Genomic DNA, 16,271 nt, shown 5'->3' with positions numbered 1-16,271 from the left:
CAGGTGCACACCGAGGCGGTCACCCTCGCGGGCGACGGCCTCCAGAGCCCGTACGACCGAACCGGCCGCCGGCCGTCCCGGGGAACCCAGCGCGGGGGAGAGCAGCGCGTCCAGGTCGTCGATGATGACGACGAGACGGGCCAACGGGGGGCCCGGATCCGTCCGTTCGCGGGCAGCCGCCGGGCGCAGCCGCAGGGTCGAACTGGGGGGCGCGTCGAGATCCGCGGCGCCGGAGGCGGAGGAAGAGGCCGGGCCGGGCTTCGCTCCCGGGGTGGGTTTGGGCGTGCGCTGGGCGACCATCCGGCCCGACACCTCGCCGCGCGTGTGCCACTCCGCGAAGCCGAGCCGGCCCAGGAGCTCGGCCCGCCGCTTCAGCTCGGCGCTGAGCGACTGGGCGAACTCCCGCATCCGTACGGGGTCGTTGGCGGTGAGGTGGGTGGTGACATGGGGCAGGTCCGTACAGACCCGCAGCCCCTCCGCTCCTTGGCCCGCGCCGTGGCCCCCGGTGCTGTCCCGACCGTCCATCAGCACGATCCCGAGCCGGTCGGGGCGCTCCGCGGCGGCCAGGGACGCGGCGATCGCGCGGAGCAGCTCCGTACGACCGCTGCCGGGCGGGCCCTCGATCAGCAGGTGCGGGCCCTCGGCGGGGAGGTCCACGGCGACCGGGCCGCGCGGCCCGGCGCCGAGGACGGCCCGGCCACGGCCGCCGACCGCCTCCGTGTCGTCCGCTGCGTCCGCCCAACGGGCCATGAGCGACGCAGGGGTGGCCCGGGCCAGTCCCAACTCGTCCAGCAGACGGGCCGCTTGAGGGAGCGGCGCGGACACGCGCGCGTGGCGATCGGCGTGCGCCCCGTCCGTACGGAGAGGGGCGAGGGCGCGCGCGAAACGCTCCGCCCAGGCCAGTGACACCGCGTCCACCGCGGCGACCGTGCCGTGCCCCACGGGCCCGTCGGATCCCACCCGCATCAGCCGCAACGCCGTCGCCACGTCCCCGCTGAGCAGCGCGGCCGCTCCGCACTCCCGGAACGCCGGTGACGCCTCGCAGGCCGCCTCGTACGTCTCCGTCACCGGGGACGCGGGCGACGCGGACACGGTCTCGGCCAGACACACCACATGTATGCCTGCCCGCGCGCCCTCGTGCGTCAGCCGGAGCACCGCCTCCCGTACATCGGCGCCTCCGGGGTCCCCGTCCACGACGAGCACGGTGAACGGCCCCTCGAATTCCCGGTCCGCGCCCGTCGGGTCCTCGTCGCGGGCCCAGGACGGGCGCCGTGCGCCGCCCCGCGCGTCCACGGGGACGCGATCGGCCTTGTCGTACGCACCCCGGGCGCCGCCCGTTTCCGTCAGCTGGTCCTCCAGGCGGCGCAGGAGCTCGTCCGTGCGGGCCGTCGCCTGCTCACGGTCGTAGGCGAGGAGGAGACGGCAGTCCTGGCCGTGGGTGGGGCGCAGATGCGGGAGCCAGCCGAGCCAGGACCACTCGGCGGTGCGCTCCTCCACCGTGCGGGAGCGGTCCGCGCTGATCAGGACGATGTCGAGGGCGTCGGGGGAGTGCAGCGCGGCGAGCTGGGCGACCACTGAGCGGGCCAGCCCGGCCAGCCGCGCCCGCGGCCCCGCCAGGCCCAGTGAGCCGACTTCCCGCAGGCCCGCGGTCACCGGCACCGCCGGTACCAGCCCCGAACCGTCGGGCGCCGCCCGGTCCGCCGTGCCCAGCCGCACTGTCAGCGTCTCTGGGTGGCCCGGGCCACGCTCCCACAGCCGGGGTCCCGGACCCAGCGCGGTGAGCAGCAGCGTCGCGGGATCGGGCCAGCTCTCCGGGGCCTGCGTGGGCAGGGAGGCCGCCAGGAACTCCGCCGCCCCGCCATCCCCGTCCGTGTCGTACGGATCCCCCGGTCCGGTGCCCGGCAGCTCGCCCCGGCCGCCGGCCAGCCGACGCGCCCACGCGCCGAACCCGCCCCGCCTGCGCACACCGGGCGGTACGTCGGTGCCCCGTGTGGGGGTGCCTTTGCGGGTGCCCGGCTCATGGCCGGCCGCGGCTCGGGGTGTGGCTCCGTCCGTAGACGTGTCGGGGCCGGACGGCTGCGCGGGCCTGCTCTCGATCCGGGGCGCCCGGCCCTGCTCCGGCACGACCGGGCCGTGCTCCTGCGCTCCGGGGACGCCACCCGCGGCTCCCCACTCCGCCGATCCGAAGCCGTGATGTGTGTCACCGACGGGCGGCACGGGCAGCGCGCCGACACCGGAGGCGCCCCCCACGCGCGCGTGGGGCACGACAGGAGCGGAAGGACCGGCGGCGGCCGTGGGACCGGCGGGGGCGGCGGAGGACGACGTGGGGCCGGGGCCGGTGGGCGGCTTCGGGCGGGCGGCCGTACCGGTCGGGGTGGTGACCCTGACGTGGCCCTCCCCGTCGGGCGTCGTGCTCACCGGATCCGCGCCACCGGGCGGGGCCAGTCGCAGGGCGGACTCGCCGACGCGCAGGAGCGCGCCCTGCCCGAAGCGGACCGGGCGGGTGCCGACGGGGGTGCCGTCCAGCGTCGTGCCGTTCGTGGAGCCCAGGTCGGCGACCGAGACGCGGCCCTCGGGAGTGACCGTGACCGCGCAGTGCAGGCGGGAGACGTCGGGGTCGTCCAGCGGGACGTCCGCGTCGGCGGAGCGGCCGATGTCGATCCGGCCGCCGTGCAGCAGATGGACGCCGCCCGCGTCGGGGCCCGCGACGACATGGAGCCGGGCCGCGACCCCGTCCACGTCGGGACCGGGTTCGGCGGGGGAGCCCAGGGACAGCACGGCGCCGTCCGTCAGGGGCGGCTCGCCCAGCGTGCAGCGCTGGCCGTCGAGGCGCTCGGCGCCCGCGTACAGCACGACGGGACCTCCGCCGAGCTCGCGACCGCGGTCGTGCTGGCCTGCGCCCTCACCGCCGACCGCCGAGGCCAGACCCGCCGCCACCGCTGCCAACGCCGTCCCGGCGGGAGCGGTGACCAGCACATCGCAGGCCGCGGCCCGCCCCCGCGGCTCCGAGGGCGAGCCCAGCGGGTCTACGACGGTCAGCCGGATCTGCATCGCCGCCAGCGGTCCCTTCCGCGCAGGCACCCGCGAGGAGGGCGAGGCTGTGCCGCGGTCCCCCCACCGCAGATTCCCCCACCGCACACGGGCACGTCGGCCAGTACTGAAGGCATCCTCGCACCTGGCACTGACAACACGCCCGCCACCCACCGGCAAGTGATCTTGATTGGTCGGCTCTGCCCGTAAAAGTGCCTGACCAGTGCCCGACCGGTGCCCGCTTGAGATCGGTCACGTCGCCCCCGCGGGCGCCGTTCGGCAACCAACAGCCGAATGCAAGCGTCTTTCCATCGAACATGTACGGGAACGCGTACGTAAGCGCTTATGCGAACCACAGGCGCTCATGGGAAGCAGTGGAAAGCACAGGAAGACGACAGTCCAGTGCCAGGTGTCTCGGCACTACAGTGGGGCGGAAGCCGCCGCAGCACGCTGACGACGGCGGACGGACCAGGCAAGCAAGCAACAGGGAGCGCATGACGTGCGGCCGGTAGGGAGCAAGTACCTCCTTGAGGAGCCGCTTGGGCGCGGCGCCACAGGCACCGTCTGGCGAGCCCGCCAGAGGGAGACCGCGGGCGCCGAGGCGGCCGTCGCCGGCCAGCCCGGCGAGACCGTGGCGATCAAGGTCCTCAAGGAAGAGCTCGCCAACGACGCGGACATCGTGATGCGGTTCCTCCGGGAGCGCTCCGTCCTGCTGCGCCTGACCCACCCGAACATCGTGCGGGTGCGGGACCTCGTCGTCGAGGGCGACCTGCTCGCCCTGGTCATGGACCTGGTCGACGGCCCCGACCTCCACCGCTACCTGCGCGAGAACGGCCCGTTCTCGCCCGTCGCCGCCGCCCTGCTCACCGCCCAGGTCGCCGACGCGCTCGCCGCCAGCCACGCCGACGGCGTCGTGCACCGCGACCTGAAGCCCGCGAACGTCCTGCTCAAGCAGGACGGCGGCCAGATGCACCCGATGCTCACCGACTTCGGCATCGCCCGGCTCGCCGACTCCCCGGGCCTCACCCGGACCCACGAGTTCGTCGGCACGCCCGCGTACGTCGCGCCGGAGTCCGCCGAGGGACGCCCGCAGACGTCCGCCGTCGACATCTATGGCGCGGGCATCCTGCTGTACGAGCTGGTCACCGGGCGTCCCCCGTTCGCCGGCGAGTCCGCCCTCGAAGTGCTGCACCAGCACCTGAGCGCCGAGCCGCGCCGCCCCTCCACGGTCCCGGACCCCCTGTGGACCGTCATAGAGCGCTGCCTGCGCAAGAACCCGGACGAGCGGCCCAGCGCCGAGAACCTCGCCCGCGGGCTGCGCACCGTCGCCCAGGGCATCGGTGTGCACGCCAACTCCGCGCAGATCGCCGCCGCGGAGGGCGTGGGCGCGCTGCTCGCCCCCGACCCGGCGCCGCCCGCGGTGCCGGGCGTACCCGGTGCGGCCGACCCCACGCAGGTGCTGCCGCACGGCGCCCCCGGGGCGTACGACCCGAACGGCGCGACCAGCGTCCTGCCGCACACCGGCGCCCCCGGCATGCCCGGTGCCGCCGACCCCACCGCCGTACTGCCGCACCGCGGCGCGGCCGACCCGACCGCCGTCATGCCGCCGGTGCCCCAGCACCAGCCGGGCGGACAGCAGGGACAGCCCGGACAGCCGGGGCAGGGCGAGGACCCGCACCCCTGGCAGAACCAGCTGCGCGCGGCCCGGGACCGCAACGAGCAGACCCAGGTCCAGTACCTCGACCCCGACCAGGACCCGCTGCGCCGCCGTCCCCAGCGACAGGTCGCGCGGCCCCAGCAACAGCAGCGCCCGCCGCAGGGGCAGCAGCCGCCGCCCGGATACGGGTATCCGCAGCAGCAACAGCCGCAGCAGTACGCGCAGCAACAGCCGCAGCAGTACGCGCCCCAGCAGCAACAGCCGCAGCGCCGCCAGCGGCAGCAGCAGCCGCAGGGGTACGCTCTCGCGCCCCAGCAGCAGCCTCAGCGGTACGCGCCCCCGCCGCAGCAGCCCGAGGCGCCGGCGCCCCGGCAGTCGCGCGAGCCGCGGCAGCGCAGCGCCAACCCGATGAAGATCCCGGGACTCGGCTGCCTCAAGGGCTGCCTGTTCACGATCGTCATCCTGTTCGTGGCCGGCTGGCTGGTCTGGGAGTTCAGCCCGCTCCAGCATTGGATCGGGACGACCAAGGGGTACTGGGGTGTGCTGAAGGACGGGTTCCACACCGCCACCAAGTGGATCGGGGATCTCGGCGGTTCCGGGAATTAGCTCCCGCCAATTCCCTTTTGATTCCCGGTGAATCCCTCGCGGTTCCCCCACGACTCTGGGGATTTGTCGACATCTGACGGGTGATTTCCGTCTCCGGAGTGAAGGTTGGCTCTTCGGGCGCGTACTTTTAGCGGCAACACGCGTCAGTAGGAGCAGCCTTGGCACGGAAGATCGGCAGCCGGTACACCGCCCACCAGATTCTGGGGCGGGGCAGCGCCGGCACGGTGTGGCTCGGCGAGGGACCTGAGGGGCCCGTCGCCATCAAGCTGCTGCGCGAGGACCTCGCGTCCGACCAGGAGCTGGTGGGCCGCTTCGTACAGGAGCGCACGGCTCTGCTCGGGCTCGATCACCCGCATGTCGTGGCGGTACGGGACCTCGTCGTCGACGGCAATGACCTCGCGCTCGTCATGGACCTCGTACGGGGCACGGATCTGCGCACCCGGCTCGACCGGGAACGGCGGCTGGCGCCCGAGGCCGCGGTCGCGATCGTGGCCGACGTCGCGGACGGGCTGGCGGCGGCGCACGCGGCCGGGGTCGTGCACCGGGACGTGAAGCCGGAGAACGTGCTGCTGGACATGCAGGGTCCGCTGGGCCCGGGGGGCTCGCACCCCGCGCTGCTCACGGACTTCGGTGTGGCCAAACTCATCGACTCGCCGCGGCGGACCCGGGCCACGAAGATCATCGGCACGCCGGACTATCTCGCCCCCGAGATCATCGAGGGGCTGCCGCCGCGGGCCGCCGTCGACATCTACGCCTTGGCGACGGTGCTGTACGAGCTCCTCGCCGGGTTCACGCCCTTCGGGGGCGGGCATCCCGGTGCGGTACTGCGGCGGCACGTGACGGAGACCGTCGTACCCCTCCCTGGTATCCCCGAGGAGCTGTGGCAGCTGCTCGTGCAGTGCCTGGCCAAGGCGCCGGCGTCGCGGTTGCGGGCGTCCGAGCTGGGGGCGCGGCTGCGGGAGCAGCTGCCCTTGCTGGCGGGGATGCCGCCGCTGGACGTCGACGAACCGGACGGGGAGTCGGCGGAGGACGCCCCCGAGGCGGGCGAGACGGCGGAGCCGACGGCGCCGGCCTCGCGGGCACGGCGGGGGGCGGTGCCGTTGGTGCCGGGGGCTGCGCCGGACTCCAACCGGGACACGCATACCTCGATGCGGGTGCCGGGGCCGGACGAGCTGGCGGGTGGGGCGCGCGGGACGGCTCGGGTGCCGCGGGCGGCGGGGGCGCCTCGGCCGGGGTCGGCTCGGCACCGGGCGTCGGCGCGGCGACGTCGGATCACGTTGGGGGTGGCGGGGGTCGTTCTTGTCGCCGCGGTGGGGGTCGGTACGTGGCTGGCCACGTCGGGTGACGACGCGGGGGCGACGCCGCACGACACGAAGAACTCGGCCCCGGCGTCTCCCTAGCCCCCACACCGACCCGGGGCTCCGCCCCAGACCCCGGGTTGTTCGTCTGCCTGCGGGTGGGCGGGGGCTGGTCGCGCAGTTCCCCGCGCCCCTGGAGGCCGGGGCTTCGCCCCTGGCCCCGGCTGGGGGTTGTTCGGCTGCGGGTGGGTGGGGGCTGGTCGCGCGGTTCCTCGCGCCCCTGGAGGCTGGGGCTTCGCCCCTGGCCCGCTGACTGGTGGGTCTTCGCCTGCGGGCCGGTGGGGGCTGATCGCGCGGTTCCTCGCGCCCCTGGCCCCCGGAGGGACCCTGCGTCGCCCCCGTCGGACGAGGGGCAAGCCTCGCTTGCGGCAGCCGTTACGCTGGAGGCGTGGCAGTCGTCGATGTATCCGAAGAGCTCAAGTCCCTCTCCTCGACCATGGAGTCGATCGAGGCCGTCCTGGACCTCGACAAGCTGAGGGCAGATGTCGCCGTGCTCGAGGAGCAGGCGGCCGCGCCGTCCCTGTGGGACGACCCGGACGAGGCGCAGAAGATCACCAGCAAGCTGAGCCACCTCCAGGCGGAGGTCAGGAAGGCCGAGGCGCTGCGCGGGCGTATCGACGATCTGAGCGTGCTCTTCGAGATGGCCGAGGAGGAGGACGACCCGGACACCCGTGCCGAGGCCGAGTCCGAGCTCGTCGCCGTCAAGAAGGCGCTGGACGAGATGGAAGTCCGGACGCTGCTCTCCGGGGAGTACGACTCCCGTGAGGCCGTCGTCACCATCCGTGCCGAGGCCGGCGGCGTCGACGCCTCCGACTTCGCCGAGAAGCTCCAGCGCATGTACCTGCGCTGGGCCGAGCGCCACGGATACAAGACCGAGCTCTACGAGACCTCGTACGCGGAAGAGGCGGGCATCAAGTCCACCACCTTCGCCGTCCACGTCCCGTACGCGTACGGAACGCTGTCCGTGGAGCAGGGCACCCACCGCCTCGTGCGCATCTCGCCGTTCGACAACCAGGGACGCCGCCAGACGTCCTTCGCGGGTGTCGAGATCCTGCCCGTCGTCGAGCAGACCGATCACATCGAGATCGACGAGTCAGAGCTGCGCGTCGACGTGTACCGGTCGTCCGGCCCCGGCGGCCAGGGCGTCAACACCACCGACTCCGCGGTGCGCCTCACCCACCTCCCCACCGGCATCGTCGTCTCCTGCCAGAACGAGCGGTCGCAGATCCAGAACAAGGCGAGCGCCATGAACGTGCTCCAGGCCAAGCTGCTCGAGCGGCGCCGCCAGGAGGAGCAGGCCAAGATGAACGCCCTCAAGGGCGACGGCGGCAACTCCTGGGGAAACCAGATGCGTTCGTACGTCCTGCACCCCTACCAGATGGTCAAGGATCTGCGGACCGAGTTCGAAGTCGGTAACCCCGAGGCCGTTTTCGGCGGGGAGATCGACGGATTCATCGAGGCCGGAATTCGCTGGCGCAAGCAGCAGGAGAAGTAGTTCGAGGTATCAACATCACCTCGATGCCTCTTTGTCGACAAGGCAACTGCCGCCCATCGGGCGGCAGTTGCCTTTTGTGTGGGGGAATTCTGGGTTTTACGTCACAGTCACATGTCCGCACGGCGGGCAAATGTCGTTGATCCGGACATCGCGTACGCAACGACCTTGACGTTGCTGTGAAAACTGGGAATGGTGACGCGTGGCATGCGTATTTCTGGGGCGCATGTGAACCGGGGGGCTGAGAGCCACCTGTGACGCCGTGGCCCCGGGCGCTGCTCCATTGACGATCAGCTACTGGGGGTAGCAAACAAATGACCAAGAAGACGCGGATCCGCGTGGCACGCATAGCAGCCGGTGTGGTGATCGCCGCCGGTGCTTCGCTGACTGCCGCGGGTGCCGCCTCGGCTTCCGGCATCAACGTCGGTGTCACGCTCGACGGAGACCCGAGCGCCACCCCGACCGAGACGGGCATTCCCACCGACCCGGCCACCCCGACCGACCCGACGACGGACCCGGGCACGCCGACCGACCCGGGTACGCCCACCATCCCGAGCACGCCGACCGACCCGGCCACGCCCACCACGCCGCCGACGGACGAGCCCACCGACCCCACCGAGAACCCCACCGAGCCCACCGACCCGACGGACAGCCCGACGCACGGTTCCGGCACCGGCACCGGTGGCAATGACAGCAACCCCGACGGCGGCTCCAAGCCCGTCGAGCAGGGCAAGGGTTCCTCCGGTCTGACCGACACCGGCGCGAACACCTCGTCCGACACCTCCGCCCAGGGCAAGAAGGGGCAGCTGGCCGAGACGGGTGCCGCCGAGACCACGTTCCTGCTGGTCGGTGCCGCCACGATGATCGCGGGCGGTATCGGCTTCCGTCTGCTGCCGCGCCTCGCGAACGGCCGCGGCGCCGTTGCCTGACGCAGCTGATCGCAGCACGAGAGGGGCCCGGAGCAGCTTGCTCCGGGCCCCTCTCGCGTCAGGCACATCAAGGATGCTTTAAAAGGTGACCGCCTCGGATGGTGGTCACCTCAGACGGTGACCGCCATGGCGACCGCCTCGGATGGTGACTGTGGTCACACCGCCGCTCTCACGAGACTCATACCGTCTGGTGCGCCAGCAGTGCCACCGCCGCGATCAGCACGGCGAGCAGCGCGATCAGCGCCATCGGGTTCAGCCCCGCGAAGGGGCTCTCCTGCTGCAACCGCTCCCGGTTCGCGCGGCAGACCGGGCAGCGGCCCTCGCTGACGGGCGCCGCGCAGTTCGCGCACACCAATCGGTCGTACGTCATGCGCTTGCCCTCCTTGCGCCGTCCTCCGCCGTTTACATAACGCTGCGGGGAACGCAACCGTTCCCCTTCCACTGTGCCAGGTTCCGCGGGAAACGGCGCGGCTCGCCTTATCCTGCCCTGTGCTCCGCGGGTTAGGCGGGGAAACGGGCGCTTCCGGAAGGGCGGCCGGCGTCGGGATCGCGGCCGCCGACCGGTGGGGGCCGGGCGCGCAGCTCCTCGCGCCCCTACGGGGTGCCCGTACAAAGGCCCGTACAAAAGGGCCGCGCAAAAGACCTGTACAAAAACGCACAAGCCCCGCACAACCCCCGCTCAACCCTGACCGGCGACTGCGCTCGTGCACCCGGTTCGCGTATGGTCACGCTCACCTACCCCCGGCGACCCGTGGTGCATCCGTGATCCGATTCGACAGTGTCTCCAAGGTCTACCCCAAGCAGACCCGCCCCGCTCTCAGGGATGTCACCCTGGAGGTCGAGCGTGGTGAGTTCGTGTTCCTCGTGGGGTCCTCCGGCTCCGGAAAGTCCACCTTCCTGCGGCTGATCCTCCGCGAGGAGCGGACCAGCCAAGGCCAGGTGCACGTCCTGGGCAAGGACCTCGCGCGCCTCTCCAACTGGAAGGTGCCGCAGATGCGCCGCCAGCTGGGAACCGTGTTCCAGGACTTCCGCCTGCTGCCGAACAAGACGGTCTCCGAGAACGTCGCCTTCGCGCAGGAGGTCATCGGCAAGTCCCGCGGCGAGATCCGCAAGTCCGTGCCCCAGGTGCTCGACCTCGTCGGGCTCGGCGGCAAGGAGGACCGGATGCCCGGGGAGCTGTCCGGTGGTGAGCAGCAGCGTGTGGCCATCGCGAGAGCCTTCGTGAACCGGCCCAAGCTCCTCATCGCGGACGAGCCGACCGGCAACCTCGACCCGCAGACCTCCGTCGGCATCATGAAGCTGCTCGACCGCATCAACCGGACGGGCACCACCGTGCTGATGGCGACGCACGACCAGAACATCGTGGACCAGATGCGCAAGCGCGTCATCGAGCTGGAGCAGGGCCGCCTCGTCCGCGACCAGGCGCGCGGCGTCTACGGCTACCAGCACTGACGACGGTCCACGGAAAGGCTTAGCAGACGCCATGCGCGCCCAGTTCGTTCTGTCGGAGATCGGTGTCGGTCTCCGTCGCAATCTGACGATGACCTTCGCGGTCGTCGTCTCGGTCGCCCTCTCCCTCGCCCTGTTCGGCGGTTCGCTGCTGATGAGCGACCAGGTGAGCACCATGAAGGGCTACTGGTACGACAAGGTCAACGTCTCGATCTTCCTCTGCAACAAGAGTGACGCGGAGTCCGACCCCCACTGCGCCAAGGGGGCCGTGACCACCGAGCAGAAGGACCAGATCCTCAGCGACCTCAAGAAGATGACCGTGGTCGAGAAGGTCGCGTACGAGTCGTCGGACCAGGCGTACAAGCACTACAAGGAGCAGTTCGGCGACTCCCCGCTGGCCAGCTCCCTCACGCCGGACCAGATGCAGGAGTCGTACCGCATCAAGCTGAAGGATCCGCAGAAGTACCAGGTCATCGCGACCGCCTTCGACGGCCGTGACGGCGTGCAGTCCGTGCAGGACCAGAAGGGCATCCTGGACAACCTCTTCGGGCTGCTCAACGGCATGAACTGGGCCGCGCGCGCGGTCATGGCGATGATGCTCGTCGTCGCCCTGATGCTGATCGTCAACACGGTGCGCGTCTCGGCGTTCAGCCGGCGCAGGGAAACCGGCATCATGCGGCTCGTGGGCGCCTCCGGGTTCTACATCCAGGCGCCGTTCATCATGGAGGCCGCGGTCGCCGGACTGATCGGCGGAGGTGTCGCCTGCGGATTCCTCTTGGTCGCGCGGTACTTCATCATCGATCACGGCCTCGCGCTGTCCCAGAAGCTGAATCTGATCAACTTCATCGGCTGGGACGCCGTGTTCACCAAGCTGCCGCTCATCCTCGCGACGAGTCTGCTGATGCCCGCGCTTGCGGCGTTCTTCGCGTTGCGCAAGTACCTGAAGGTGTGACGCATGCCAAGGGGGCCGTACTGCCAACCGGCGGTACGGCCCTTTGCGTTGTCCTAGACTCACCGCCATGTCAGGCCGAGACCTGTTCTGCCAGCCCCGCCGCGCAGGCCGCGGGGCCGCCCTGACATTGCTTTTCGCGAGTGTCCTCGTCGCGGGGGCCGCGACCGGGTCCTTCGGTGATCCCGACCGGAAAACCGTGCCTCCTTCGGCGCGTTCGACCTCGGCGGCCCACCGCGAGACGGTCACCGACGCCGCCGCCGAGGCGATGGCCGACGGCAAGTCCCCCATGGAGGCCGCGGAGCGGGCCGTCAGCCGCAGCGGGGACCGCTGGGGCGCCGTTTACTCCCAGGGCGAGTACGAGGAGTTCGAGGAGGCCCTCGACGGTCAGTACACGGGCGTGGGGCTGTGGGCCCGGCGCGAGCGTGACGGCCGTATCGAGGTGACCCGGGTGCAGAGCGGCTCGCCCGCTGCCGCCGCCGGGATCCGCGCGGGCGACCGGCTGCGCAGCGTCGACGGCGAGAAGGTGGACGGCCGGCCGGTCACCGAGGTCGTCTCGTTACTGCGCGGGGACGCGGACGACGCCGCCGCCGGTACGAAGGTCTCCCTCGGCCTGGAGCGCGGCACACGCGCGTGGAGCGAGACGCTGCGCCGGGCGAGGCTGTCCACGGACTCCCTGACCGTCCACAAGCTTCCCGGCGGCGTCACCGTGATCAAGGTCGCCGCCTTCACCAAGGGCGTCGGCGACGCCGTACGGAACGCCGTCGAGCAGACCCCCGAGCACGCCGGGATCGTCCTCGACCTGCGCGGCAACTCCGGCGGACTGGTCACCGAGGCCGTCACCGCCGCCTCCGCCTTCCTCGACGGCGGCCTCGTCGCCACCTACGACGTCAACGGCGCGCAGCGCTCCCTGCACGCCGACCCCGGCGGCGACACCACCAGACCCCTGGTCGCGCTTGTCGACGGCGGCACGATGAGCGCGGCCGAAATGCTCACCGGGGCCCTCCAGGATCGCGGCCGTGCGGTTGTCGTGGGCTCCAGGACCTTCGGCAAGGGCTCGATCCAGATGCCGAGCCGACTGCCCGACGGCTCCGTCGCCGAGCTGACCGTCGGCCACTACCGCACCCCCGCCGGGCACGCCGTCGACGGGCGGGGCATCACCCCCGACCTGGAGGTGGACGCGGAGGCCCTGGAGCGGGCGGAGACCGTACTGAGCGGTCTCGGCGGCCCTTCGTAGTCGCCGGCTCGGTGCTCTCGTAATCGGCTTTCCCCCGGACCCCCCTGTAGTGCGAAAATGGCAGCACTATGAGTAAGGGAATGTACGTACCGAAGGAGTCCCAGCCCAAGCAGGGCGGAGGGGCCGCGAAGGCCAAGGACGGCAAGCGCAAGATCGTCGCGCAGAACAAGAAGGCACGGCACGACTACGCGATCATCGACACCTACGAGGCCGGGCTCGTGCTCACCGGCACCGAGGTGAAGTCGCTGCGCCAGGGACGCGCCTCGCTGACCGACGGCTTCGTCCAGATCGACGGGAACGAGGCGTGGCTGCACAACGCCCACATTCCCGAGTACAGCCAGGGCACCTGGACCAACCACACGGTGCGCCGCAAGCGCAAGCTGCTGTTGCACCGCGAGGAGATCGACAAGCTGGCGTCGAAGTCGGAGGAGACGGGTCACACGATCGTGCCCCTCGCCCTGTACTTCAAGGACGGCCGGGCCAAGGCCGAGATCGCGCTCGCCCGCGGCAAGAAGGAGTACGACAAGCGGCAGACCCTGCGCGAGAAGCAGGACCGCCGGGAGTCGGACCGCGCGATCGCGGCGGCGAAGCGGAAGCAGCGGGGCGAGTAGCCACGGGGAATACGGTGGCATCGACGTGCGTTGGTCACGTACGATGGGATCTGCACCTCACAGCGGGTGCGCAACCCTCCTCGGAGGGGCTTGAAAAAACAACATGGGGATGATCGGTTTCGACAGCGGCTGTCGAAGCAGGGGAAGCGTGTCGAGGAAGCGACAATGATCTCGTTAACCATATGTCGCAACCAATAATCGCCAATTCCAAGAGCGATTCCCAGTCCTTCGCCCTCGCTGCCTAATAACAGCGACTGAAGGACCCTAAATGGGTGTCAGCCCGGGGGTGTTCCCGACCCGGACCCTGGCATAATCTAGGGAACTAAACCATCGAGCCCGGTCACGGGGTTCGATGGGAAATCAAACAGTGGCTGGGCCCGTCGGCGACTTGTTCGCGTGATCACCGGGGCCGAGAAAATCGCAGCGAACTGCACACGGAGAAGCCCTGATTCTGCACCGGTGGACGCGGGTTCGATTCCCGCCATCTCCACGATCAGGAGGTCCTCCCGGACCTCCACATCCCATGTGGGCAAAGGCCTCGTCGCTTTCGAGCGGCGGGGCCTTTGTCATGCCTGGTGTGTCATGCCCGGCGTGTCATGCCCCGTGGCCGACGGCGCCGACCCTGCCGGGCGCTCGGCCGGGGGGCGGTTTTCGGCCGACTCTGGCGTGGGATGGTCTGCTGGGCCCACCTCGTCCGCCCCGAACAACTCCGCCAGGACCAGTGCCTGATGGCCGACGGCGCTGCGGCTCGGCGGCACCGCAGGGGGCCCGCACTCATCCGAGATGCTGTTGGTCAATTCGGGCTTCTGATCACTTCGCCCCGGCGGTCAAGAGATCGGCGGGGCGAAGTGCTGCGAAGTGGCTGGTGCGAGTGCGGGCTCGTGGTGTGCCGGTGAGGTGGGCGTCGATGCGGGCGAGATTGACGGCGACGCCGGTGAGCTGGTGTTGCAGGGTGGTCTTGGCCAGGCCCCGGTAGTGGGATCTGCCCAGGCCGCAGCGCTGGACAGCCTGGGAGACGGTGCCCTCCACTCCGGCACGGATCTTGTAACGGTCCTTCCACGCCTCGGTCTGCTGATCAGCTCCGGCCGCGCGGAGCGCGTGGTGGACGCGAGGGGCCCGCACTCACCTGAAGCGCGGGCCCTCTCCGTGCGCTGCGCTCCCGCCTCTCGGTTCAGCGCAAGAGCTATTACGTGCAAACCTGCTATCCGATATGAGGAGATGACACAGGGTGCAGCGCTTCAGTGACTTTGATTTCGGTGCCTCGTGGGTGATGAGTTTCTTCCACCAGGACGGGACTCACGACGGGGACACGGCCGCCGACATCGTCGCGAAACACCTCTCGGAATCGGCCGACGAGCTGGCACTGGCGGTCCGCCGCGATGCCCGGACACTCCTCGACAACCTCTCTTCGGAGACGCTCGAGGTGCTGTGGACGGCCGGAGCGCAGTACATGGCGAGCTTCGAGGGGACCTCGGGATCGGAGTGGACGCGGACGGTCATCGGCCTGTGTGATGCCCGGCTGGCCGCGAAGGCGGGCGTATGCCCGCTCACCGGGGCCGACGTGGAGGACGGCTGGGCGTGCCGGGACGCCGTCATCGCCGAGATCGAGCGGGCGGACTTCCTGGCCGTCGAGGTGCGCGAGGCGCTCGTCGACTGCGCTCGCCGCTGCACTCCGGATCTGGCGTTCCGGGTGCTACTGAGGGCCATCCTGAACGCCCCAGGTGGGTCGCTGTCTCCGGAGCAGTACACGAGGATGGAGACCATCGGATCGGCCCTCCACTACGGCGAGTTCGTGGTGGACTCCGTCGATTTCCTGGTCGAACAGGAGCCGCCGTCACCGGTGCGACCGTCGGCCGACGGCTGAACGCACCACAGGGACCGCACTCACCCGAGTGCGAGCCCCACTCTGCGCCCCCGCACCGGTCGAGTCTGTGATCCGGTGAATTCCTACTGACCCGGTGCCTGACTCCGTAAAGGACCCACCTGCCCGTGTTTCTGCTCCGTTTCCTCCCTCCGCTGCCCCGCGAGATATCCCTCGCCGTTGTCGGGCTTGTCTTCGGGCTGTTCCTGGCTGTGCACGGTGCCCAGCAGGCCTATGCCGAGGCGACCGGCGTCCCCGGCACGGTCACCCTCACCGACTGCACGCCGGCGACCGGTGGCTTGAGCGACCTGTGGCAGGACGGCTGGGCCTGCGAGGGCTCGTTCGCCGCCACCGACCACACCGTCAGCATCAGCAGCGTCGCCGTCGACGGGGTCATCGACACCCGCCCAGCCGACGGCACCCTGCCCGCCCTCGTCGACAGCTCCGGCGACCACACCGCGACCCGCGACGGCTCCGGCAGTTGGAAGATTCCGACGCTCACCGGCGTCGTCATCCTCGGCTTCACCGCTTGGCGGATCCGCTCAGTCAGGGCCCTGTTGCGCCTGCGCCGAGCCGTACGGACCCCCGAGTCGGCTACCTGACGGCTGGACGGGGACCTTGCAGTTCGAATGAGACCGTCTTGCCGATGCCGATGCCGATGCCGATGCCGAACGGGCGGGGTTCGCTGCCCCACTTGTCCGCCAGCGTGGCCACCAGGGTCAGGCCCCGGCCGGACTCGTCGTCCGGTGACGCGTCGCGGGGTGTGGGCAGCGTGTCGTTCGCATCCGTCACCGAGATACGGCCTGGGGGCGGCGTCGGCATGTGCGCTGGGTTCCTTGCGTGTGATTCTCCGTCGTTCGTCGTGATCAGGCTGGTGGCTGGTGCGTAGCCTCGGGAGGTCAGGTTGTGGCGTGAGGAGGCGGGGGTCGGCCGACGCTCAGGTTGTTGCAGGTTGCGGATCAGATGTGCGGGGCGCGGGGGAAGCTGGTGGCCGCGCATGAGTACCTGAAGCCGGAGCCGTTTCCTCAGCGCACGCAGCAGTACGTGTTGGTGGAGGCCGAGGCGATCACCGTGCAGTGGTACGAACCCGCC

The 16,271-nt window shown here is 70.8% G+C and carries 13 protein-coding genes, 1 other RNA gene and 1 pseudogene; 11 read left to right on the top strand and 4 right to left on the bottom strand.

The window, feature by feature from the left end; translation table 11 throughout:
• The coding region (locus ACFVWD_RS14270; protein WP_389596122.1) for an FHA domain-containing protein at positions 1-3,051 on the bottom strand (3,051 nt) is incomplete at its 3' end.
• 478 nt (positions 3,052-3,529) lie between these two features.
• Between ACFVWD_RS14270 and ACFVWD_RS14265 the strand changes: the two genes are divergently transcribed.
• The 4 genes from ACFVWD_RS14265 (at position 3,530) to ACFVWD_RS14250 (ending at position 9,072) form a co-directional block, all read left to right on the top strand.
• Entirely contained in the window at positions 3,530-5,293 is a 1,764-nt protein-coding gene (locus ACFVWD_RS14265; protein ID WP_389596108.1) for a serine/threonine-protein kinase, read from the top strand.
• A gap of 158 nt (positions 5,294-5,451) precedes the next feature.
• Positions 5,452-6,693, top strand: coding sequence for a serine/threonine-protein kinase (locus ACFVWD_RS14260; RefSeq protein ID WP_384910838.1), 1,242 nt, complete (start codon positions 5,452-5,454; stop codon positions 6,691-6,693).
• Positions 6,694-7,039: 346 nt separating this feature from the next.
• On the top strand, positions 7,040-8,146 hold the full coding sequence (gene prfB / locus ACFVWD_RS14255) for a peptide chain release factor 2 (RefSeq protein ID WP_054229629.1): 1,107 nt from the start codon (positions 7,040-7,042) through the stop codon (positions 8,144-8,146).
• A 311-nt stretch (positions 8,147-8,457) separates the two neighbouring features.
• On the top strand, positions 8,458-9,072 hold the full coding sequence (locus tag ACFVWD_RS14250; RefSeq protein WP_389596106.1) for an LPXTG cell wall anchor domain-containing protein: 615 nt from the start codon (positions 8,458-8,460) through the stop codon (positions 9,070-9,072).
• A gap of 178 nt (positions 9,073-9,250) precedes the next feature.
• On the opposite strand, the gene ACFVWD_RS14245 is transcribed toward ACFVWD_RS14250, so the two are convergent.
• A complete protein-coding gene (locus ACFVWD_RS14245) occupies positions 9,251-9,442 on the bottom strand; it encodes a hypothetical protein (protein ID WP_095854342.1) in 192 nt (63 codons plus the stop codon).
• A gap of 392 nt (positions 9,443-9,834) precedes the next feature.
• Between ACFVWD_RS14245 and ftsE the strand changes: the two genes are divergently transcribed.
• From ftsE to ssrA, 5 genes are all read left to right on the top strand, one after another.
• Complete coding sequence (gene ftsE, locus ACFVWD_RS14240; RefSeq protein WP_067379910.1) at positions 9,835-10,524, top strand: cell division ATP-binding protein FtsE; 690 nt, start codon at positions 9,835-9,837, stop codon at positions 10,522-10,524.
• Positions 10,525-10,555: 31 nt separating this feature from the next.
• The gene (ftsX, locus tag ACFVWD_RS14235) at positions 10,556-11,473 is read left to right on the top strand and encodes a permease-like cell division protein FtsX (protein WP_389596104.1); all 918 of its coding nucleotides are present in this window, start codon (positions 10,556-10,558) and stop codon (positions 11,471-11,473) included.
• Between the two features lie 67 nt (positions 11,474-11,540).
• Positions 11,541-12,707, top strand: coding sequence for a S41 family peptidase (locus ACFVWD_RS14230; protein ID WP_389596102.1), 1,167 nt, complete (start codon positions 11,541-11,543; stop codon positions 12,705-12,707).
• A 68-nt stretch (positions 12,708-12,775) separates the two neighbouring features.
• Positions 12,776-13,318 (top strand): SsrA-binding protein SmpB, encoded by a 543-nt coding sequence (gene smpB / locus ACFVWD_RS14225; protein ID WP_054229635.1) that lies wholly within the window; start codon positions 12,776-12,778, stop codon positions 13,316-13,318.
• 105 nt (positions 13,319-13,423) lie between these two features.
• Positions 13,424-13,811, top strand: a transfer-messenger RNA (tmRNA) gene (gene ssrA / locus ACFVWD_RS14220).
• Positions 13,812-14,128: 317 nt separating this feature from the next.
• Here ssrA and ACFVWD_RS14215 read toward each other — a convergent pair.
• Positions 14,129-14,422: pseudogene (locus ACFVWD_RS14215) on the bottom strand (transposase); the annotation flags it as partial.
• A gap of 124 nt (positions 14,423-14,546) precedes the next feature.
• On the opposite strand from ACFVWD_RS14215, the gene ACFVWD_RS14210 reads away from it, so the two are divergent.
• Complete coding sequence (locus tag ACFVWD_RS14210; RefSeq protein ID WP_389596101.1) at positions 14,547-15,182, top strand: hypothetical protein; 636 nt, start codon at positions 14,547-14,549, stop codon at positions 15,180-15,182.
• Positions 15,183-15,307: 125 nt separating this feature from the next.
• Positions 15,308-15,781 (top strand): hypothetical protein, encoded by a 474-nt coding sequence (locus ACFVWD_RS14205; RefSeq protein WP_389596099.1) that lies wholly within the window; start codon positions 15,308-15,310, stop codon positions 15,779-15,781.
• Here the strand turns inward: ACFVWD_RS14205 and ACFVWD_RS14200 are convergent.
• Positions 15,774-16,001: an ATP-binding protein gene (locus ACFVWD_RS14200; protein ID WP_389596098.1), complete on the bottom strand. Its 228-nt coding sequence runs from the start codon at positions 15,999-16,001 to the stop codon at positions 15,774-15,776. The two genes, ACFVWD_RS14205 and ACFVWD_RS14200, sit on opposite strands and share 8 nt — an antisense overlap.
• Between the last annotated feature and the right edge of the window lie 270 nt (positions 16,002-16,271).

This window comes from Streptomyces sp. NPDC058086 (assembly GCF_042885015.1).
Classification (GTDB): Bacteria; Actinomycetota; Actinomycetes; order Streptomycetales; family Streptomycetaceae; genus Streptomyces.
This window is presented reverse-complemented; position numbering and strand designations above follow the sequence as displayed.

Excerpts from the sequence above, each read along its gene's own strand:
- ACFVWD_RS14250 (WP_389596106.1), top strand. The coding sequence starts at position 8,458 with ATGACCAAGAAGACGCGGATCCGCGTGGCACGCATAGCAGCCGGTGTG.
- ACFVWD_RS14245 (WP_095854342.1), bottom strand. The coding sequence starts at position 9,442 with ATGACGTACGACCGATTGGTGTGCGCGAACTGCGCGGCGCCCGTCAGC.
- ftsX (WP_389596104.1), top strand. The coding sequence starts at position 10,556 with ATGCGCGCCCAGTTCGTTCTGTCGGAGATCGGTGTCGGTCTCCGTCGC.
- ACFVWD_RS14230 (WP_389596102.1), top strand. The coding sequence starts at position 11,541 with ATGTCAGGCCGAGACCTGTTCTGCCAGCCCCGCCGCGCAGGCCGCGGG.
- smpB (WP_054229635.1), top strand. The coding sequence starts at position 12,776 with ATGAGTAAGGGAATGTACGTACCGAAGGAGTCCCAGCCCAAGCAGGGC.
- ACFVWD_RS14200 (WP_389596098.1), bottom strand. The coding sequence starts at position 16,001 with ATGCCGACGCCGCCCCCAGGCCGTATCTCGGTGACGGATGCGAACGAC.